Origin of the sequence: Bacillus sp. R45 (assembly GCF_021729365.1) — a bacterium.
Lineage (GTDB): Bacteria > Bacillota > Bacilli > Bacillales > Bacillaceae > Bacillus > Bacillus velezensis.
Map to the genome: position 1 here is coordinate 3513174 of NZ_CP091421.1, position 14828 is coordinate 3528001.

Here is a 14828-nt window from a genome sequence, read left to right on the forward strand (position 1 = left end):
TACTTGACGCACAGTAATACAGTCACGTTTCATTCTGTTTACTTTTTTATGATTATTTTTAATACCAATTGTGTCTCATAGAAAAAAGCATTACACTGTTCATATAAAATAAAGATAAAAGGTGATATTTGTGAATTACGAACTATTTAAAGCGATCAATGGTTTGTCGCACCATAGTGCCATTCTCGACTCTATCATGGTATTTATAACGGAATACGCCATTTACGCCTACGCCCTTTTCCTGCTTGCCATGTGGCTGTTCGGAAGCACAAAAGGCAGACAAAACGCCCTGTACGCGGGCTTCACGGGTGTTGCGGCGCTTATCATCAACTACCTCATCACGAAAGTCTATGTCGAGCAGCGCCCCTTTGTCGAGCATACGGTTCATACGCTGATCCCTCATGCCGCGGATGCTTCATTTCCGAGTGACCATACGACAGGCGCTTTGGCGATTTCAATTGCGATTCTGTTCCGCAACAAAAAACTCGGCTGGCCGCTTGTGATTTTCGGCCTTTTGACCGGCTTCTCAAGAATTTGGGTCGGCCATCATTATCCGATCGATGTGCTCGGAAGCATTATCGTTTCCCTCATTGTCGGATTCCTGCTGTTCAGATTTTCAAATGTGCTTCGTCCGATTGTCAATCTGATCGTGCGAATCTATGAAAGTATCCTTCATAAAAGCAAATCGACAAACCATAATATATAAAAAAAAGCCGGCGTCTGTCACAGACTGCCGGTTTTTGTATGTTTGGCTGTATGCTTTTTCCTTTGTAAAGCACAGAATGCGGCAATGCCGAGACTGTCAATCAGCACATCGCGGAGGCATCCGTTTCTGCCGAAAAAGAGCTGGACGATTTCTGTCAGGAAAGCGGCGGCCAATGCATACAGCACCGCCCTCTTCATGCGCCTGCGCTCCCTGAAAAACAAATAGGCGAGCACAAAAAATGAAAACGCGTGCCCGAGCTTTTGAATCGCCGCTTCCGGTATGGCGAGCTCCGCCATATCGAACACAAAGAAACCGGACACATCCGGATGGGACGTGAAACGGAAGGACACCGTCTGCGACACAATCATATCGTGAAAGCTTTCAGTCAAAGCAGAAACGAAAACAAAGACGAGCCACCCGGCCGCCAGACATTTATTCATTCAGCATCTCCTTCGTTTTCTATTAGTATAAAGGCACATGCAGCAATATGAAAAGCGCCTATCAGAGCTGATAGACGCTTTGGGATCAAGATTACTTGCCCGAATCTTTCATTGAGCCGTCATCTTTACCATCTGTCTTGTCTTTTGTGCCGTCTTCTTTGTCACCTGGTTTTTCTTCGGTTTCTTTTTTAGGCGTCACATCTTTTTTCTCGGAAGACTGCTGAATTGACCCTTCCGTTTCTTCTGTCACAGCGTTTTTCTCTTCAGCCGCCGCTTTTTCAATAGATGTTACCGGCTTGTCCATAAAATTGAGCGGGTTCATCGCTACGCCGTCCTTGCGGATTTCAAAGTGCACGTGATTTCCGCTTTCTTCACTGTAAAGATTTTTTCCGGATTTACCGATGACCTGGTTCTGCTTTACTTTGTCGCCCTGATCCACGCTGACTTCAGATAAAGACTGATAGACAGTAGACAGGCCGTCTGAGTGTTCAATTTCAACCACATACCCCAGTACCGGGTCTTTAGCAGCTTTAACAACCGTACCGCTCAGAGAAGCAGAAACATCAAATGATTTTCCGTCTTTCTCAGCTAAGTCAATTCCTTTACTGAGGCTGTACGTGTTATTATAGTTAACAAGTGCTGCTTCTTTCTCTTTTTTTGCGGCATCAGATTCGTAAAACTTTTTCACAACAGAAACATTTTCAGAATGAGCAGCCGGCATTGCGACGTTTTCCATTGACTTGCCTACTTCGACGGCATCGTCTTTGCCGCTGTCATACGCGGAGTTTCCGCCGTTGTTCGTCAGATTGTCCTTCACATCATTCGAAACGGATTGATACCAAAGGACAGCTGTTAAAATGACGGCCGCACTGACTAAGTAGATTGCAGGGAATATCCAGCGTTTGCGAAAAAACCGCTGAAGTTTTTTGACTTGAGAAGTTTTCTTTTCTTCCTCTCTCATTTGTTCATCACCTCAGCAACATTCTGAACACTTTTCTGAAAATATATACACATCCATAAAAAACTTTTTTGGAAGTAGTATGTGCAGATTGCACTTAATTATGTAATGAAATGTGAAGGGAGATCCCGGAATATGAATTTAACCCTGCGCAAAGCCGTATTGGAGGATTTAGATGCGGTGGTGGCCATATACAACTCGACGATTGCCTCACGAATGGTAACGGCTGATACGGAAGAAGTGACGCCCGCAGACCGGATGGATTGGTTTTTGCGGCACACGGACCGGCGCCCGCTGATGGTCGCGGAAGATGAAACCGGCAAAGTGGCGGCCTGGATCAGCTTTGAAACGTTTTACGGCCGTCCGGCCTATGACAAAACGGCGGAGATCAGCATCTATCTGCATCAGGATTGCCGCGGCAAAGGAGCAGGAAGCTTTCTGCTGAAAGAAGCCCTGGCACTCGCTCCGGCAATCGGCATCCGCAGCCTGATGGCTTTTATCTTCGGACATAATGTGCCGAGCATTAAGCTGTTTGAAAAATTCGGTTTTACCGAATGGGGCGTATTCCCGGGTATCGCCGAAATGGACGGAAAACGATATGACTTGAACATTTTAGGGAGAGAACTGTCATGATCACCATCGATAAAGACAAAGACGAAAACCAGCCGCTCAATAAAAAAGCCCGTTCCCTTGCCGACATCGCCAAATGGGGAAAGATCACCGCCGTGTTTCTGATCATCACAGGTTCTCTTTCCGCTCTGTCAGCCATTGTGACGCTGCTCGGAGCCATTCCGGGTGTTCTGCTCATCATTTCCGGCGTCATGCTGATGCGCTCGGCAAAAGCGGCTGCCGCCCTTCAGGAAGGGCTAGAAGAAAACGCGGAAGAAAATATGCTTGCACATTACGCGTCATTTATCAAAATGCAGTTTTTTTACGCGGCATCCAGTGTGGTACTGGGCATTCTCGCTTTTATTTTAGTCGTCATCTTCGCTGTCATCGGAATTATGGCTTATTACAGCACTGATACGTATGACACGCCTGATTCATATTACTATGAGAACGACCCTGTGTTTGAATGACAAAAAGAGCTGATCGCGCGTCAGCTCTTTTTTAATAAAGCATTTCTTTTTTCCGGTCTTCTTCCGTTAAAAATTCAATAAAGCTCTTCATCGCAGACGGCTCCTCGGCAATCAGCCGGGTGTAGGCGCTTTTCCGTTCCTCGGACAGAATATCGCTTTTTCTGATCCTGTTCAGCATATAAAGCCGGATCGTTTTTTGCACCTGTTTCCGCTGATAGCCGGCTTCCTTAAAAAACGCAAGACCCAAAGCCGCAAGGAGGGCAAAAATGCCGGCCGATACGAGAGCTCCTCTCCCGGAAGGGGCCTGAATCAAAAGCGATGCCAGATGAAACAGACTAAAAGCGGCGAGCGGGAAAGCAAGAAAACGGTAAATGATGCTTTTTTTCATCAGCGGCGCGATGGCGATTTGTATTTTCTGAATTTCTTTTTTTATGAATCCCGGCAATTGTTCCGCATGCTCCAGCTTCATGCCCTCTCCCCTTTGCTGTCATTTTTGTCTTCTTTTTCATATATGCATATTTTACAGCACCCGGAACTTTCTTTGAAAGAAAACTGCATTCATCTTTGATTCCGGCTCTTTATTCTTTCAAAATGTCAATGTTATAATTTGAAATGGGAATCAGATTGCTGCACTTGTCGGAATACTAATGGGCACAGTCTTGATAAATATGATATAGCGGGGTTGCAAAGTGAGCATTTCATTTATTTTATTCGGATTTTTTTTCGTTTTAAATATACTTTTGGCCGTCATCATGATTTTCAAAGAAAGACGCGATGCCAGCGCTTCATGGGCTTGGCTCTTGGTTCTTTTTTTTATTCCCATTTTAGGGTTTATTTTATACCTGTTATTCGGCCATAACCTGAGACGCAAGCACCTGTTTCAATGGGAAGACCGTAAAAAAATCGGAATAGAAAAGCTGCTGAAGTTTCAGCTGAAAGATCTGAAGTCGAGGCAATTCCAATTTAACAACAGGGCGACTGTGGATAATAAAGACCTCATCTATATGCTTGTCATGAACAACCACGCAGTCTTTACAGAGGATAATTCGGTGGAGATTTTAACGGACGGGCGCGATAAGTTCAAACGCTTAATGAAGGACATTTCCAACGCAAAAGATCACATTCACCTTCAATACTATATTTATAAAGGTGATGAACTGGGAAAAAAATTGCGCGATGCCTTAGTGAAAAAAGCACGGGAAGGCGTAAAGGTCAGAGTGTTATATGATGAACTCGGTTCAAGATCACTCAGAAAAAAATTCTTCAAACCGCTGCGGGACGCCGGCGGCCATGTGGAAGTCTTTTTTCCTTCCAGGCTTCGTCCGATTAATTTGCGGCTCAATTATCGGAATCACCGCAAGCTCGTCATCATTGACGGCGAAACCGGCTATGTCGGCGGCTTTAACGTCGGAGATGAATATCTCGGGCTGAATCCTAAATTCGGCTACTGGCGCGATACGCACCTCAGACTTCAAGGCACGGCTGTACACGCCATTCAGACACGGTTTATTCTCGATTGGAACCAAGCTTCCCATCACCATACGCTCACTTACGTTCCGAATCATTTTCCGGAATGCGAGCCGAAGGGCAATGTCGGGATGCAGATTGTCACGAGCGGACCGGATTCAGAATGGGAACAAATTAAAAACGGCTATATCAAGATGATCTCAACGGCCAAACGGTCGATCCTGATTCAGACGCCTTACTTTATTCCTGACTCAAGTCTTTTGGATGCCCTCAGGATCGCCTGTCTGTCAGGCATTGACGTCAAAATCATGATCCCGAACAAACCGGATCACGCTTTCGTTTACTGGGCGACTTTATCTTACATCGGCGATCTTTTGAAAGCCGGAGCCTCAGTCTACATTTACGATAACGGCTTTATTCATGCAAAAACGATTGTCGTCGATGATGAGACGGCTTCAGTCGGTACGGCGAATATCGACGTCAGAAGCTTCAGACTTAATTTTGAAGTCAACGCCTTTATTTATGACGTCACCATCGCGAAAAAACTCATTTCCTCATTTAAAGAAGATCTGCTCGTCTCCAGAAAATATACGTATGAAGAATATCAGGAGCGTTCGCTGCGGATCCGCATTAAAGAATCGATTTCAAGACTTCTGTCGCCGATTTTGTAATTCCCGGGATGTTTCCCGGGAATTTTCTGATATAAAAACGGACACGGCTTGAAAAAACACATTTTATATTCAAAAGAATGACCGAATAGTGTATAAATGAAAAGTGAGTATTTTTTTGTAAAGGAGTGCCATGGTTTGAAACCTGAATCAGTGAATCGTTCTCTTATTTCTATTTCGAAATGGGGAAAAGCGACAGGTATTTTGTTTATTATTATAGGCGCGTTTGCGGCGCTTTCGGGCGCGTTTTTCTTTTTAATCGGAGCCATTCCCGGCGTTCTGCAGATCATTGCCGGCATTTTTCTGATGCGCTCGGCAAATGAAGCGGGACAGATGGCGGCGCAGTTCAATGAACTGACAGAGGAACATATGCTGGAGAATTATGCAAAGTTCGTGAAAATGCAGGGGATCTATCTGATCGTGACGGTCGGCTTGTCCGTTCTCGGTATCGTTCTTTTCATTGTCCTCATGACGCTCGGCATCGTGGACGACGCGTTTAATAATATTGATGCCAATACATATTAAAAAGGAAAATCCCGGCGCATCCGCCCGGGATTTTTTCTTATACCGCTTCTCCGACAACGGTAAAGTTTTTCTGCTTCGGATTTGCCAATACGGCGAACAGCATTGACGCTGTATGCAGATATTCTTTCGGCAAAAAAGTTTTTTCAAATAAAACGTTTCCTCAGAGTTTCAACTGAAATCACTCAGTTCTGCGAAATAAGGCTATGGCGGTACAAGACCACTCATCATACAATTTTTTGGGTCTTTGTAATTAAATTACAATTGTTCTTAATATTCACCCATGTATTCATGCTATTATATTGAAAGGAACGATCAAAAGCGTTGGCGTTCGTTAAATATTTACGAGTGCTGCCTCATGTCAAAGTCAGAAAAAATAGTATAGGAGGTAACATATGTTTAAGTTTAAAAAGAAATTCTTAGTGGGATTAACGGCAGCTTTCATGAGTATCAGCATGTTTTCGGCAACCGCCTCTGCAGCTGGCACAGATTACTGGCAAAATTGGACTGACGGGGGCGGAACAGTAAACGCAGTCAATGGCTCTGGCGGAAATTACAGTGTTAATTGGTCTAATACCGGGAATTTCGTTGTTGGTAAAGGCTGGACTACAGGCTCGCCATTTAGAACAATAAACTATAATGCCGGTGTTTGGGCGCCGAACGGCAATGGATATTTGACTTTATATGGCTGGACGAGATCGCCCCTCATCGAATATTATGTGGTGGATTCATGGGGTACTTACAGACCTACCGGAACGTATAAAGGTACCGTAAAGAGTGATGGAGGTACATATGACATATATACAACGACACGTTATAACGCACCTTCCATTGATGGCGATAACACTACTTTTACGCAGTACTGGAGTGTCCGCCAGTCGAAGAGACCGACCGGAAGCAACGCTGCAATCACTTTCAGCAATCATGTTAACGCATGGAAGAGCCATGGAATGAATCTGGGCAGTAATTGGGCTTATCAAGTCTTAGCGACAGAAGGATATAAAAGCAGCGGAAGTTCTAATGTAACAGTGTGGTAACAGCTCATCTCTAATGAGGGGCAGCTAACGGGCTGCTGATCGTTCCTTGAGAAATTTTATAATGATTGTGAAGAGGCGAACGGTTTTGGCATTACCGGAGGCAGGATATTCTCCATCAGTTTTTTTAGCGCGTATTAAAATAAGAGTTCCGTCTTTTTTTGGTAACCCGCTTACAACAGACACCTTCACATAAGCCTTAAGCAAAATAAAAATATCCCGGTTACCACCTCCTTTAGTTTCGGAGGTTTTCTTCATTAAACAGATCGCAATCCCGCATCCAGGCTTGTCTGAATATGGAGCCAAAACCGTGATTTCCTCATTACCCATTGTAACCATTTCCGTTACACGTCTAGCGGCATGAACCAATCTCTTTTTAACAAAAGAGATGATTCATTACATCATAAAGGGACTTGCTCGCAAGTTCATTCTCCATTGCCCGCTGTACGCTTCCGAACGTCTCATCGAGCGCGCGCTGAATATTTTTGCCGACCGGACAGTCGGGATTCGGATTGTCGTGAACCGCAAAAAGCTCTTCCTTATTCTGCACCGCCCTGTAAACCTCTAAGAGGGTGATCTCCGACGGATCTTTTTTCAGGCTGGCTCCCGGAACACCCGCCCGGGATGTCAGAATACCCGCTTTTTTCAGCTGGCTGATCGTTCTCCGCACTACGACGGGATTGGTGTTTACGCTGCCCGCAATCATGTCCGATGACGCCCGTTCATCCTTTGAGATCAGCGATAAAATGTGAATGGCCACAGCAAGACGGCTGTTAATCATGTTTTTCACCACCATTGTAACCAAAATAGTTACATTTCATTTGTTTGTCAACTACTAATATACACTAAAACGGGCGGCAGGATGAAATCAAGTTGGCAATAGAGGGTAAACAGGCCGGCGGGAAACCGGCCGGAGAGGGATTAAAATAAGAAATAACGCTGTTCTAGCGGAACATAGCTGACGGGCTGGCATGCCAGCTCTTCTCCGTCGGCGAATACCTGATAGGTTTTCGGATCGACATGTATATTCGGCATCGCGTCATTCAGCTTCATGTCGAGCTTACTCAGCTTACGGATATTCCGTACGGGAGAAATCATTTTTTCAAGGCCGAGCTTTTCCGGCACACCGTTTGCGATACCGGCCTGGGACATAAATGTAATAGAGGTGTTGCGGTTTGCTTTACCGTATGATGCGTACATCTGCCGCATAAACACGGGCTCAGGCGTCGGAATGGAAGCATTCGGATCTCCCATCTGGGCGCGGGCAATCATGCCGCCTTTGAGCACAAGTTCAGGTTTGACGCCGAAGAAAACCGGGTCCCATAGTACGAGGTCGGCGAGCTTTCCTTTTTCAACGGAACCGACTTCATGGCTCAGACCGTGAGTGACAGCCGGGTTGATCGTGTATTTGGCGATATAGCGTTTGGCGCGCACATTGTCATTGCCGTTTTCTCCCGATAGAGCGCCGCGCTGTTTTTTCATTTTATCGGCCACCTGCCATGTCCGGATAATCACTTCTCCCACCCTGCCCATCGCCTGCGAGTCAGATGACGTCATGCTGATCGCGCCGATATCGTGCAGAATATCCTCCGCCGCAATGGTGGCCGCTCTGATGCGTGAATGACTGAACGCCACGTCTTCAGGCACTTTTGAATCTAAATGATGGCAGACCATCATCATATCAAGATGCTCGTCCATCGTGTTGACGGTATATGGAATCGTCGGCGTCGTAGAGGACGGCAGGATATTGGCGTAAGATGCGAGTTTCATAATATCCGGTGCATGGCCTCCGCCGGCTCCCTCTATGTGATATGTATGGATAACCCGGTCGCCGATCGCATCAAGCGTATTTTCTAAAAAGCCCGCTTCATTTATCGTGTCTGTGTGGATCGCCACCTGAATGTCCGCCTCATCCGCTGCTTCCATGCAAGCTTTAATGGCGCTTGGCGTTGATCCCCAATCTTCATGCAGCTTCAGGCCGATTGCGCCTGCTTCCACCTGCTCGATCAGCGGCGCTTTATCGGATGCATTTCCTTTTCCTAAGAAACCGACATTGATCGGAAACTCCTCGGCCGCTTCCAGCATTCTCGACATGTACCATGCACCGGATGTACAAGTCGTCGCTTTACTTCCCGTCGCAGGACCTGTTCCGCCGCCGAGAAGCGTAGTCACGCCTGAAGAAAGCGCGACTTCCATCTGCTGCGGGCAGATAAAGTGGATATGCGTATCCACCCCGCCGGCCGTTACGATTTTCCCTTCGCCGGAAATGACTTCTGTTCCGGCACCGATAATCATGTGCGGGTCCACCCCATCCATCATATCAGGGTTGCCGCTTTTCCCGACGCCGACAATCCGGCCGTCCTTCACCCCGATATCCGCCTTGACGATTCCGATATAATCGAGGATGACGGCGTTTGTAATGACCAGATCAAGCGCTCCGTCTTTCCCGGTGATACGCCCGTTCTGCCCCATGCCGTCCCGGATTGTTTTCCCTCCGCCGAAAATCATTTCTTCCCCGTAATTCGTGAAATCTTTTTCGACTTCAATCCATAAATCCGTATCTCCGAGTCTGACTTTGTCTCCCGTTGTCGGTCCGAACAGTTCTGCGTATTGCTCACGCGACATTTTCATCGGATCGCCTCCTCCATCCATCCGGCTTTTTTAAGATTTGACAGCGTCTTCTCTTTTCCCCGCTCATCCATGTACGTATCGGCCATGCCGTTGAGACCTCTGACCGTTTTTCGCCCTCCGATTTCCACGAGCGTGACGGTTTTCTCTTCTCCCGGTTCAAAACGGACAGATGTGCCTGACGGGATATCAAGGCGCATGCCGATGGCTTTGTCCCGATTGAAGGAAAGGGCGCCGTTGGCTTCGGCAAAATGAAAATGCGATCCGACCTGCACTGACCGCGTTCCGTTATTGGTGACTGACACCTCCAGCGTCTTCCGGCCTTCGTTAATGGTGATGGTCCCCTTTGCGACTTGAATCGCTCCCGGCTTCATGACTTCACCTCCGCTTTGATCGGCTGATGAACGGTGACAAGCTTAACCCCGTCCGGGAACGTCGCTTCCACCTGAATGCTGTCCAGCATTTCCGCAACGCCTTCCATAACGTCTTTTTCAGTCAATACATTACGGCCGGATTCCATCAGCTCAGCAACGCTTTTTCCGTCTCTCGCGCCTTCCATCAGATAACAGGTCAAATATGCGGCGGCTTCGGGATAATTCAGCAGAACGCCGCGCGCCTTCCGCTGCTTAGCGAGCTCTCCCGCCGTAAAAATAAGCAATTTTTCTTGTTCAACCGGTGTCAGTTTCATCTGTATTCCCCCTTAGTGATAGTCAAACACAATCCGCATGGTCAACCGAAACGATGCAGGCGGCCGCCACCCCCTTCACCTCATGAAATGTTAAGTGATAAAAGTTATTCGACAGTGAACGGCCCGATTCCTTTTGCAGAAATGACCGATTTCTCATTTTTTTCTTCAACAAACGTTTAATTAAATGTGAAGAAAGGTTACATTCTTTGTGAATATTATAAAGAAATCGCCGGGAATTTATAGAATATTTAAAAATTTAGTGAATATTAACCAAACGAACTGGAATTTTTGTCATTTCTCATAACAAAAAGCCCAAAATATTTTGGGCTTTTGCTGTGTTTCACGATCAAATTAATCATCACTGAGTTTATCTTTCGTTTTACCGACACCCTTTTGCAGGCTGCCTTTCGCTTTGTCTTTTTTCCCTTCCGCTTTTAAGTCGGACTTGTTTGCCATGTCGCCTGCTTTGTCCTTTGCTTCCCCTTTCATTTTGTTCATGCCGCCTTTTACTTTGTCTTTTAAACCGTTATCTTCACTCATGATCTCTTCAGCTCCTTTTGTTTTTGTGTACTTGTTTTCTTCCCTTTCAGCCTGATAGCAAACATTTCAACTCTCAATTATTGATTTCACAGCGTTCCCCGTAGCGGATCACTTTGTAAACGGCCAATCCGTCTGACAGCTTATTATCCCCGTATTGCACGGGCAGAAGAGCAAAGAAAACATAATAAGTTGAAAAATAGACAAATTGGTAAAAAAATAAGTTTGGCTCTAGGAAATCTTTTATGATCAGCAGATTTATTAAAAAGATAGAAGCGAGATTAAACAGACAGCCTCCGGAATAGACGAGCGCGCTCGTCAGACGGTTATCTATCCGCAATTCGCCGAACTTGCAGAAAGAATCTATGAAGTAGATACGCCGAACCTGAATCGGCCCTACTTTTAAAAGACGTTTCCCCATTCCGATATCCAACGACGCCTTGCCTCCGAACAGCATGGCCATAAAGCTGTGTCCCGACACATGGATGACAGACACCATCGGGAGAATGATGAGAAATGAAACGAAAAACTTTATCATATCATTAAATCCGAACAACAAATCCCTCCTTCCCATCGTACTTTTTTCCCTCTTTTGCGATTTTTCCGATTTTTTCTATGATCAAACGTCCTGATGTGCATAAAAAAATAACCATCTGCTGATCAGATGGTTAAGAAAAATTATATATCGTATAAACACTGTTCTTTTTGAATGTTTTCTCTCATGCGAATCGCTTTTTCATAAAAATACGCCGCTTCTTTATATTGCTCATGTGCGCTTGTGTAAACGGCGGCCTCCAAGGCGAAATCTTCAATATACACATACAGCGATTTTTCATTCATATAGTCAAACACTTCATGGATTAAATCCATATTGAGTGACTCCAAATAAAGCGCTTGTAAAAACTTATACTTCTCTAAACTGAATCGGTCGCCGCGTTCTTTCGCGATCATGATCCCTCTTTCATAATAGGTGAGGGCCGCTTGGTCATCATGCAGCCTGAAAAGGGTGTGCGTTAAGCTGAACAGCGCCTTCGGAAGCTGTTCAAGCTGATGCTCTTCAAAAACGGGAACCGCTTTTCTAAAGTACCGGGCCGCTTCATCCAGATCCCGCTTTTCAGCATAACAATTCCCCAGATTGTAAAGCGAAGACCCGATCAGGCGGGGCTGTCCTTCAAGCAAAGAAAGGCGGAGGGCTTCGTCTAAATGCTCAAGCGCTTTGTCGTAGTTTTTGCAGTCGATGTAGTTTCCTGAAATGACGAAATGGCATTGAATTCTCCGCACTCTGTAAAAATCGTGTTTCATATACGTATCCAGCGCCTGAATCCCGTGATTCATGGAAAAATGAGTCTGCTTCATGACGTAAAACACTTCAGACATCTTGAAATGGAATTCCGCCCTCTCTATATCATCCTCGACAAATGAAAGGAGTTTTTCCGCTTTCCGGTAAAAAGAAATAGCCGCAACATAGTTATTGTGATCGAATTCATACATCCCTCTGAACAAATGGAAATAATACTCAGACAGTCCCGATATGCTGTCCGTGCTTTCGATCGTCTTTTGCAGCTCGCTGTACTGAATCTGTGATTGTTCGGTGCATTCCGGCTTGACGTAATCAAGCATAATATGATGGCGGTAGCTGATCAGCTGATAATATAACAGCAGCAGCTGGTCTTCCTCCATACGTTGTATATCCTCATCAATTTCCTCTTTCAGCTTTATGGCATCAGCCGCTTGAAACGCTAAAATGTGCTTGTACCATTTGTTGATCTTGACTCCAACTTGAGATGACGGAATCTCGTATGCGGTCATGCCCCTTTCACAACCTTTTCTAATTTCTATTGGTTATATTTTAACATATTGTATGGCTTTGGAATTGCATAACTTGATTGTCCTGCATCAAAATTCCTATCATATATTTCGGCTGTTACCGGTATTTTTTGAACAGACCGCTCTCATATTGTGAATAAAAAAGCCTGCCCTTGTCCGGGCAAGCTTTTCTTCATCCGCCTATATAAGACATTTCCACTTTCTTTTTTCCATCCGTTTTAGAAAGCGCGCGGTCAATTGAATACTGATCCGTGCGATTTCTCCAGACAGAAGCGATGGATTCCGTCAATTCATCATCGGTCAGACCGCCGCGCACGAGTTTCCGAACATCATAGCCGCTTGACGCAAACAGGCACGTAAACAGCTCGCCTCTCGCCGACAGGCGCGCTCTGTTGCAGGAGGCGCAGAATGCATCCGAGACGGAGGAAATCACGCCGATTTCGCCGGAACCGTCAAGATAGCGGAACCTGGAAGCGACCTCTCCTTTGTAATTCGCTTCTATCGGCTCCGTCGGCATGTGCTGGTTGATCAGATCAATAATTTCGGCCTTCGTGATCACGTCTTTTTTATTCCATTGATTCGTATTGCCTACATCCATAAATTCAATAAACCGGAGAATATGACCCTTTTCTTTAAAATAGCGGGCCATCGGCAGGATATCTTTTTCATTGACGCCCTTTTGAACAACCATATTGATTTTCACACCGAGTCCGGCCGCTTTTGCCGCCTCAATGCCCTCAAGCACCTTGTTCACCGAAACGCCGCGGCCGTTAATGGCCTTAAACCGCTCATCCTCTAAAGAATCGAGGCTGACTGTCACTCGATGCAGCCCCGCCTGCTTCAGTTTTTCCGCATACACGGGAAGCAGAGAGCCGTTTGTCGTCATCGCGATATCTTTAAGTCCGGGGATGCGCGCAAGTTTTTTGATCAATTCAGGCATATCTTTTCTCATGAGCGGCTCTCCGCCCGTCAGCCTGATTTTTTCAACGCCGAAGCGGCCGACAAACAGCTTCGCAAGCCGCTCAAGCTCCTCGAAGGAGAGCAATTCCGTCTTTTGTAAAAATGGATAATCCGGTCCGAATAATTCGGCTGGCATACAGTACGTGCATCTGAAGTTGCAGCGGTCGGTTACAGAGATACGAAGATCCCTGAGCGGCCTTTCCTTTTTGTCTGTCACCCGGCGCGTTTCTGTATTCATAAGCCCAAGACCCCTTTCTATTGTTCAACCCGTTCAGGATGTGTGTATACGTTAAATGATCCGTTTCTGACAAAACCGATCGCGGTGATGTTCAGCTCTTCCGCCATTTGCAGCGCGAGCTCCGTCGGCGCCGATTTTGAAATGACAATCGACACGCCGATTTTTGCGGCTTTTAATAAAACCTCTGAGGAAATCCGGCCGCTGAAGACGATCAGCTTGTCACGGACGGGCATTCCGTTTTTCAAACAGCAGCCGTACAGCTTATCCAGCGCGTTGTGGCGCCCGATATCCGTCCTCATCAAGAGCAGCTTTTCCGTATCGCACAGCGCTGCATTATGGACGCCGCCCGTTTCCCGGAAGGTGCCGCTTCCGCTTTGCATCTCCTTCATCAGGCGAAGGCACGTCTCAGGAGTTATGGTAATCCGGCTGACGGCGGTTTTGGCCGTTTTCACATCCTGCTGAAAGTAAAAATGGCGGCCTTTCCCGCAGCATGAACCGATGACCCTCTTCGTATAGTCTTTTTGCTCAAGCACTCCGGGATTCGTCAGTTCAACATATGCGAACCCGAGACTTTCATCTATAGTAAAGCTTTTGATCTCTTTTTCAAAACGAATGACGCCTTCTGATGCGAGAAATCCGATGACGAGTTCCTCTAAATGGTCAGGCGTGCAGACGAGCGTAACAAATTCCTGCCCGTTCACCATGACGGTAAGCGGATACTCTGAAACCATCCGATCTGCCGTCTTTGTTAATACCCCTTTTTCATAGCGGTATATGTCTCTTACCGCTGTTGTTTTTTCATCCACTGTTTTCCCCTCCGCAGTATCCTTCTCTTTTATTCTTCCACAATCCCTGTATTTTGTCGAATTTGCGGTTTAAAAAAAGAGCCCTCTTCGGACTCTATGTTTCATTGCGATGATGTCTGCTCAGAATAGTGAATAAAATAACTGCGGCGATAATGGCCAATATACTGACGAATATGAAGGCGGCAAGCTTCAGAAAAATCCCTATCAGAACAAAAACGACTGCCGCCAGCACCAATATAATGCCTGCTCCTTTTAACAACAGCGTTCATC

20 protein-coding genes are annotated in these 14828 nt (G+C 46.1%); 6 read left to right on the forward strand and 14 right to left on the reverse strand.

Going from position 1 to position 14828, the window contains the following annotated elements:
• Nucleotides 1-130: 130 nt before the first annotated feature.
• Nucleotides 131-706, forward strand: coding sequence for an undecaprenyl-diphosphatase (locus L3V45_RS17390; protein WP_234949486.1), 576 nt, complete (start codon nt 131-133; stop codon nt 704-706).
• A gap of 17 nt (nt 707-723) precedes the next feature.
• Here the strand turns inward: L3V45_RS17390 and L3V45_RS17395 are convergent, their stop codons facing one another.
• Both L3V45_RS17395 and L3V45_RS17400 read right to left on the reverse strand, forming a co-directional pair.
• Nucleotides 724-1146, reverse strand: coding sequence for a VanZ family protein (locus tag L3V45_RS17395; protein ID WP_014305992.1), 423 nt, complete (start codon nt 1144-1146; stop codon nt 724-726).
• A gap of 91 nt (nt 1147-1237) precedes the next feature.
• On the reverse strand, nt 1238-2107 hold the full coding sequence (locus tag L3V45_RS17400) for a stage II sporulation protein SpoIIQ (RefSeq protein WP_017418752.1): 870 nt from the start codon (nt 2105-2107) through the stop codon (nt 1238-1240).
• A gap of 132 nt (nt 2108-2239) precedes the next feature.
• Between L3V45_RS17400 and L3V45_RS17405 the strand changes: the two genes are divergently transcribed.
• Together L3V45_RS17405 and L3V45_RS17410 are read left to right on the forward strand one after the other, a co-directional pair.
• Nucleotides 2240-2737 carry a GNAT family N-acetyltransferase gene (locus tag L3V45_RS17405; protein WP_014305994.1) on the forward strand — a complete coding sequence of 166 codons (498 nt, stop codon included), beginning with the start codon at nt 2240-2242 and terminating at the stop codon, nt 2735-2737.
• Nucleotides 2734-3183 carry a DUF5362 family protein gene (locus L3V45_RS17410; RefSeq protein WP_003151216.1) on the forward strand — a complete coding sequence of 150 codons (450 nt, stop codon included), beginning with the start codon at nt 2734-2736 and terminating at the stop codon, nt 3181-3183. The genes L3V45_RS17405 and L3V45_RS17410 overlap by 4 nt, the downstream gene beginning before the upstream one ends.
• Nucleotides 3184-3214: 31 nt before the next feature.
• Here L3V45_RS17410 and L3V45_RS17415 read toward each other — a convergent pair whose 3' ends face one another.
• Nucleotides 3215-3652, reverse strand: a complete 438-nt coding sequence (locus L3V45_RS17415; RefSeq protein WP_007614328.1) for a DUF5392 family protein — start codon at nt 3650-3652, stop codon at nt 3215-3217.
• Nucleotides 3653-3872: 220 nt separating this feature from the next.
• On the opposite strand from L3V45_RS17415, the gene cls reads away from it, so the two are divergent.
• The 3 genes from cls (at nt 3873) to xynA (ending at nt 6877) form a co-directional block, all read left to right on the forward strand.
• The gene (gene cls / locus L3V45_RS17420) at nt 3873-5321 is read left to right on the forward strand and encodes a cardiolipin synthase (protein ID WP_003151210.1); all 1449 of its coding nucleotides are present in this window, start codon (nt 3873-3875) and stop codon (nt 5319-5321) included.
• A gap of 135 nt (nt 5322-5456) precedes the next feature.
• Nucleotides 5457-5843: a DUF5362 family protein gene (locus L3V45_RS17425; protein WP_003151208.1), complete on the forward strand. Its 387-nt coding sequence runs from the start codon at nt 5457-5459 to the stop codon at nt 5841-5843.
• Between the two features lie 392 nt (nt 5844-6235).
• On the forward strand, nt 6236-6877 hold the full coding sequence (gene xynA, locus L3V45_RS17430; RefSeq protein WP_003151206.1) for an endo-1,4-beta-xylanase XynA: 642 nt from the start codon (nt 6236-6238) through the stop codon (nt 6875-6877).
• A gap of 24 nt (nt 6878-6901) precedes the next feature.
• Here xynA and L3V45_RS17435 read toward each other — a convergent pair whose 3' ends face one another.
• From L3V45_RS17435 to L3V45_RS17485, 11 genes are all read right to left on the reverse strand, one after another.
• Nucleotides 6902-7204, reverse strand: a complete 303-nt coding sequence (locus L3V45_RS17435) for a hypothetical protein (RefSeq protein WP_225630116.1) — start codon at nt 7202-7204, stop codon at nt 6902-6904.
• Between the two features lie 46 nt (nt 7205-7250).
• Nucleotides 7251-7655: an Rrf2 family transcriptional regulator gene (locus L3V45_RS17440; protein ID WP_015387581.1), complete on the reverse strand. Its 405-nt coding sequence runs from the start codon at nt 7653-7655 to the stop codon at nt 7251-7253.
• Between the two features lie 140 nt (nt 7656-7795).
• Nucleotides 7796-9505: an urease subunit alpha gene (gene ureC, locus L3V45_RS17445; RefSeq protein ID WP_236837129.1), complete on the reverse strand. Its 1710-nt coding sequence runs from the start codon at nt 9503-9505 to the stop codon at nt 7796-7798.
• The gene (ureB, locus tag L3V45_RS17450; protein ID WP_003151199.1) at nt 9502-9876 is read right to left on the reverse strand and encodes an urease subunit beta; all 375 of its coding nucleotides are present in this window, start codon (nt 9874-9876) and stop codon (nt 9502-9504) included. Before ureB ends, ureC begins: the two co-directional genes overlap by 4 nt.
• On the reverse strand, nt 9873-10190 hold the full coding sequence (ureA, locus tag L3V45_RS17455) for an urease subunit gamma (protein WP_003151198.1): 318 nt from the start codon (nt 10188-10190) through the stop codon (nt 9873-9875). Before ureA ends, ureB begins: the two co-directional genes overlap by 4 nt.
• 351 nt (nt 10191-10541) lie before the next feature.
• Entirely contained in the window at nt 10542-10730 is a 189-nt protein-coding gene (locus L3V45_RS17460; RefSeq protein ID WP_003151197.1) for a CsbD family protein, read from the reverse strand.
• 73 nt (nt 10731-10803) lie between these two features.
• A complete protein-coding gene (locus tag L3V45_RS17465; protein WP_003151196.1) occupies nt 10804-11283 on the reverse strand; it encodes a hypothetical protein in 480 nt (159 codons plus the stop codon).
• 122 nt (nt 11284-11405) lie between these two features.
• Nucleotides 11406-12536, reverse strand: a complete 1131-nt coding sequence (locus L3V45_RS17470) for a response regulator aspartate phosphatase (RefSeq protein WP_003151195.1) — start codon at nt 12534-12536, stop codon at nt 11406-11408.
• A 190-nt stretch (nt 12537-12726) separates the two neighbouring features.
• Nucleotides 12727-13752 (reverse strand): GTP 3',8-cyclase MoaA, encoded by a 1026-nt coding sequence (gene moaA / locus L3V45_RS17475; RefSeq protein ID WP_014306000.1) that lies wholly within the window; start codon nt 13750-13752, stop codon nt 12727-12729.
• A gap of 17 nt (nt 13753-13769) precedes the next feature.
• On the reverse strand, nt 13770-14558 hold the full coding sequence (gene fdhD, locus L3V45_RS17480) for a formate dehydrogenase accessory sulfurtransferase FdhD (RefSeq protein WP_014306001.1): 789 nt from the start codon (nt 14556-14558) through the stop codon (nt 13770-13772).
• A 94-nt stretch (nt 14559-14652) separates the two neighbouring features.
• The gene (locus L3V45_RS17485; RefSeq protein WP_003151191.1) at nt 14653-14817 is read right to left on the reverse strand and encodes a hypothetical protein; all 165 of its coding nucleotides are present in this window, start codon (nt 14815-14817) and stop codon (nt 14653-14655) included.
• Nucleotides 14818-14828 lie beyond the last annotated feature (11 nt).

Bases quoted from the DNA above. Each gene is read 5' to 3' on its own strand.
- L3V45_RS17395 (WP_014305992.1), bottom strand. From the start codon at position 1,146: ATGAATAAATGTCTGGCGGCCGGGTGGCTCGTCTTTGTTTTCGTTTCT.
- L3V45_RS17400 (WP_017418752.1), bottom strand. From the start codon at position 2,107: ATGAGAGAGGAAGAAAAGAAAACTTCTCAAGTCAAAAAACTTCAGCGG.
- L3V45_RS17405 (WP_014305994.1), top strand. From the start codon at position 2,240: ATGAATTTAACCCTGCGCAAAGCCGTATTGGAGGATTTAGATGCGGTG.
- L3V45_RS17410 (WP_003151216.1), top strand. From the start codon at position 2,734: ATGATCACCATCGATAAAGACAAAGACGAAAACCAGCCGCTCAATAAA.
- L3V45_RS17415 (WP_007614328.1), bottom strand. From the start codon at position 3,652: ATGAAGCTGGAGCATGCGGAACAATTGCCGGGATTCATAAAAAAAGAA.
- xynA (WP_003151206.1), top strand. From the start codon at position 6,236: ATGTTTAAGTTTAAAAAGAAATTCTTAGTGGGATTAACGGCAGCTTTC.
- L3V45_RS17435 (WP_225630116.1), bottom strand. From the start codon at position 7,204: ATGGGTAATGAGGAAATCACGGTTTTGGCTCCATATTCAGACAAGCCT.
- L3V45_RS17440 (WP_015387581.1), bottom strand. From the start codon at position 7,655: ATGATTAACAGCCGTCTTGCTGTGGCCATTCACATTTTATCGCTGATC.
- ureC (WP_236837129.1), bottom strand. From the start codon at position 9,505: ATGAAAATGTCGCGTGAGCAATACGCAGAACTGTTCGGACCGACAACG.
- ureB (WP_003151199.1), bottom strand. From the start codon at position 9,876: ATGAAGCCGGGAGCGATTCAAGTCGCAAAGGGGACCATCACCATTAAC.
- ureA (WP_003151198.1), bottom strand. From the start codon at position 10,190: ATGAAACTGACACCGGTTGAACAAGAAAAATTGCTTATTTTTACGGCG.
- L3V45_RS17460 (WP_003151197.1), bottom strand. From the start codon at position 10,730: ATGAGTGAAGATAACGGTTTAAAAGACAAAGTAAAAGGCGGCATGAAC.
- L3V45_RS17470 (WP_003151195.1), bottom strand. From the start codon at position 12,536: ATGACCGCATACGAGATTCCGTCATCTCAAGTTGGAGTCAAGATCAAC.
- moaA (WP_014306000.1), bottom strand. From the start codon at position 13,752: ATGAATACAGAAACGCGCCGGGTGACAGACAAAAAGGAAAGGCCGCTC.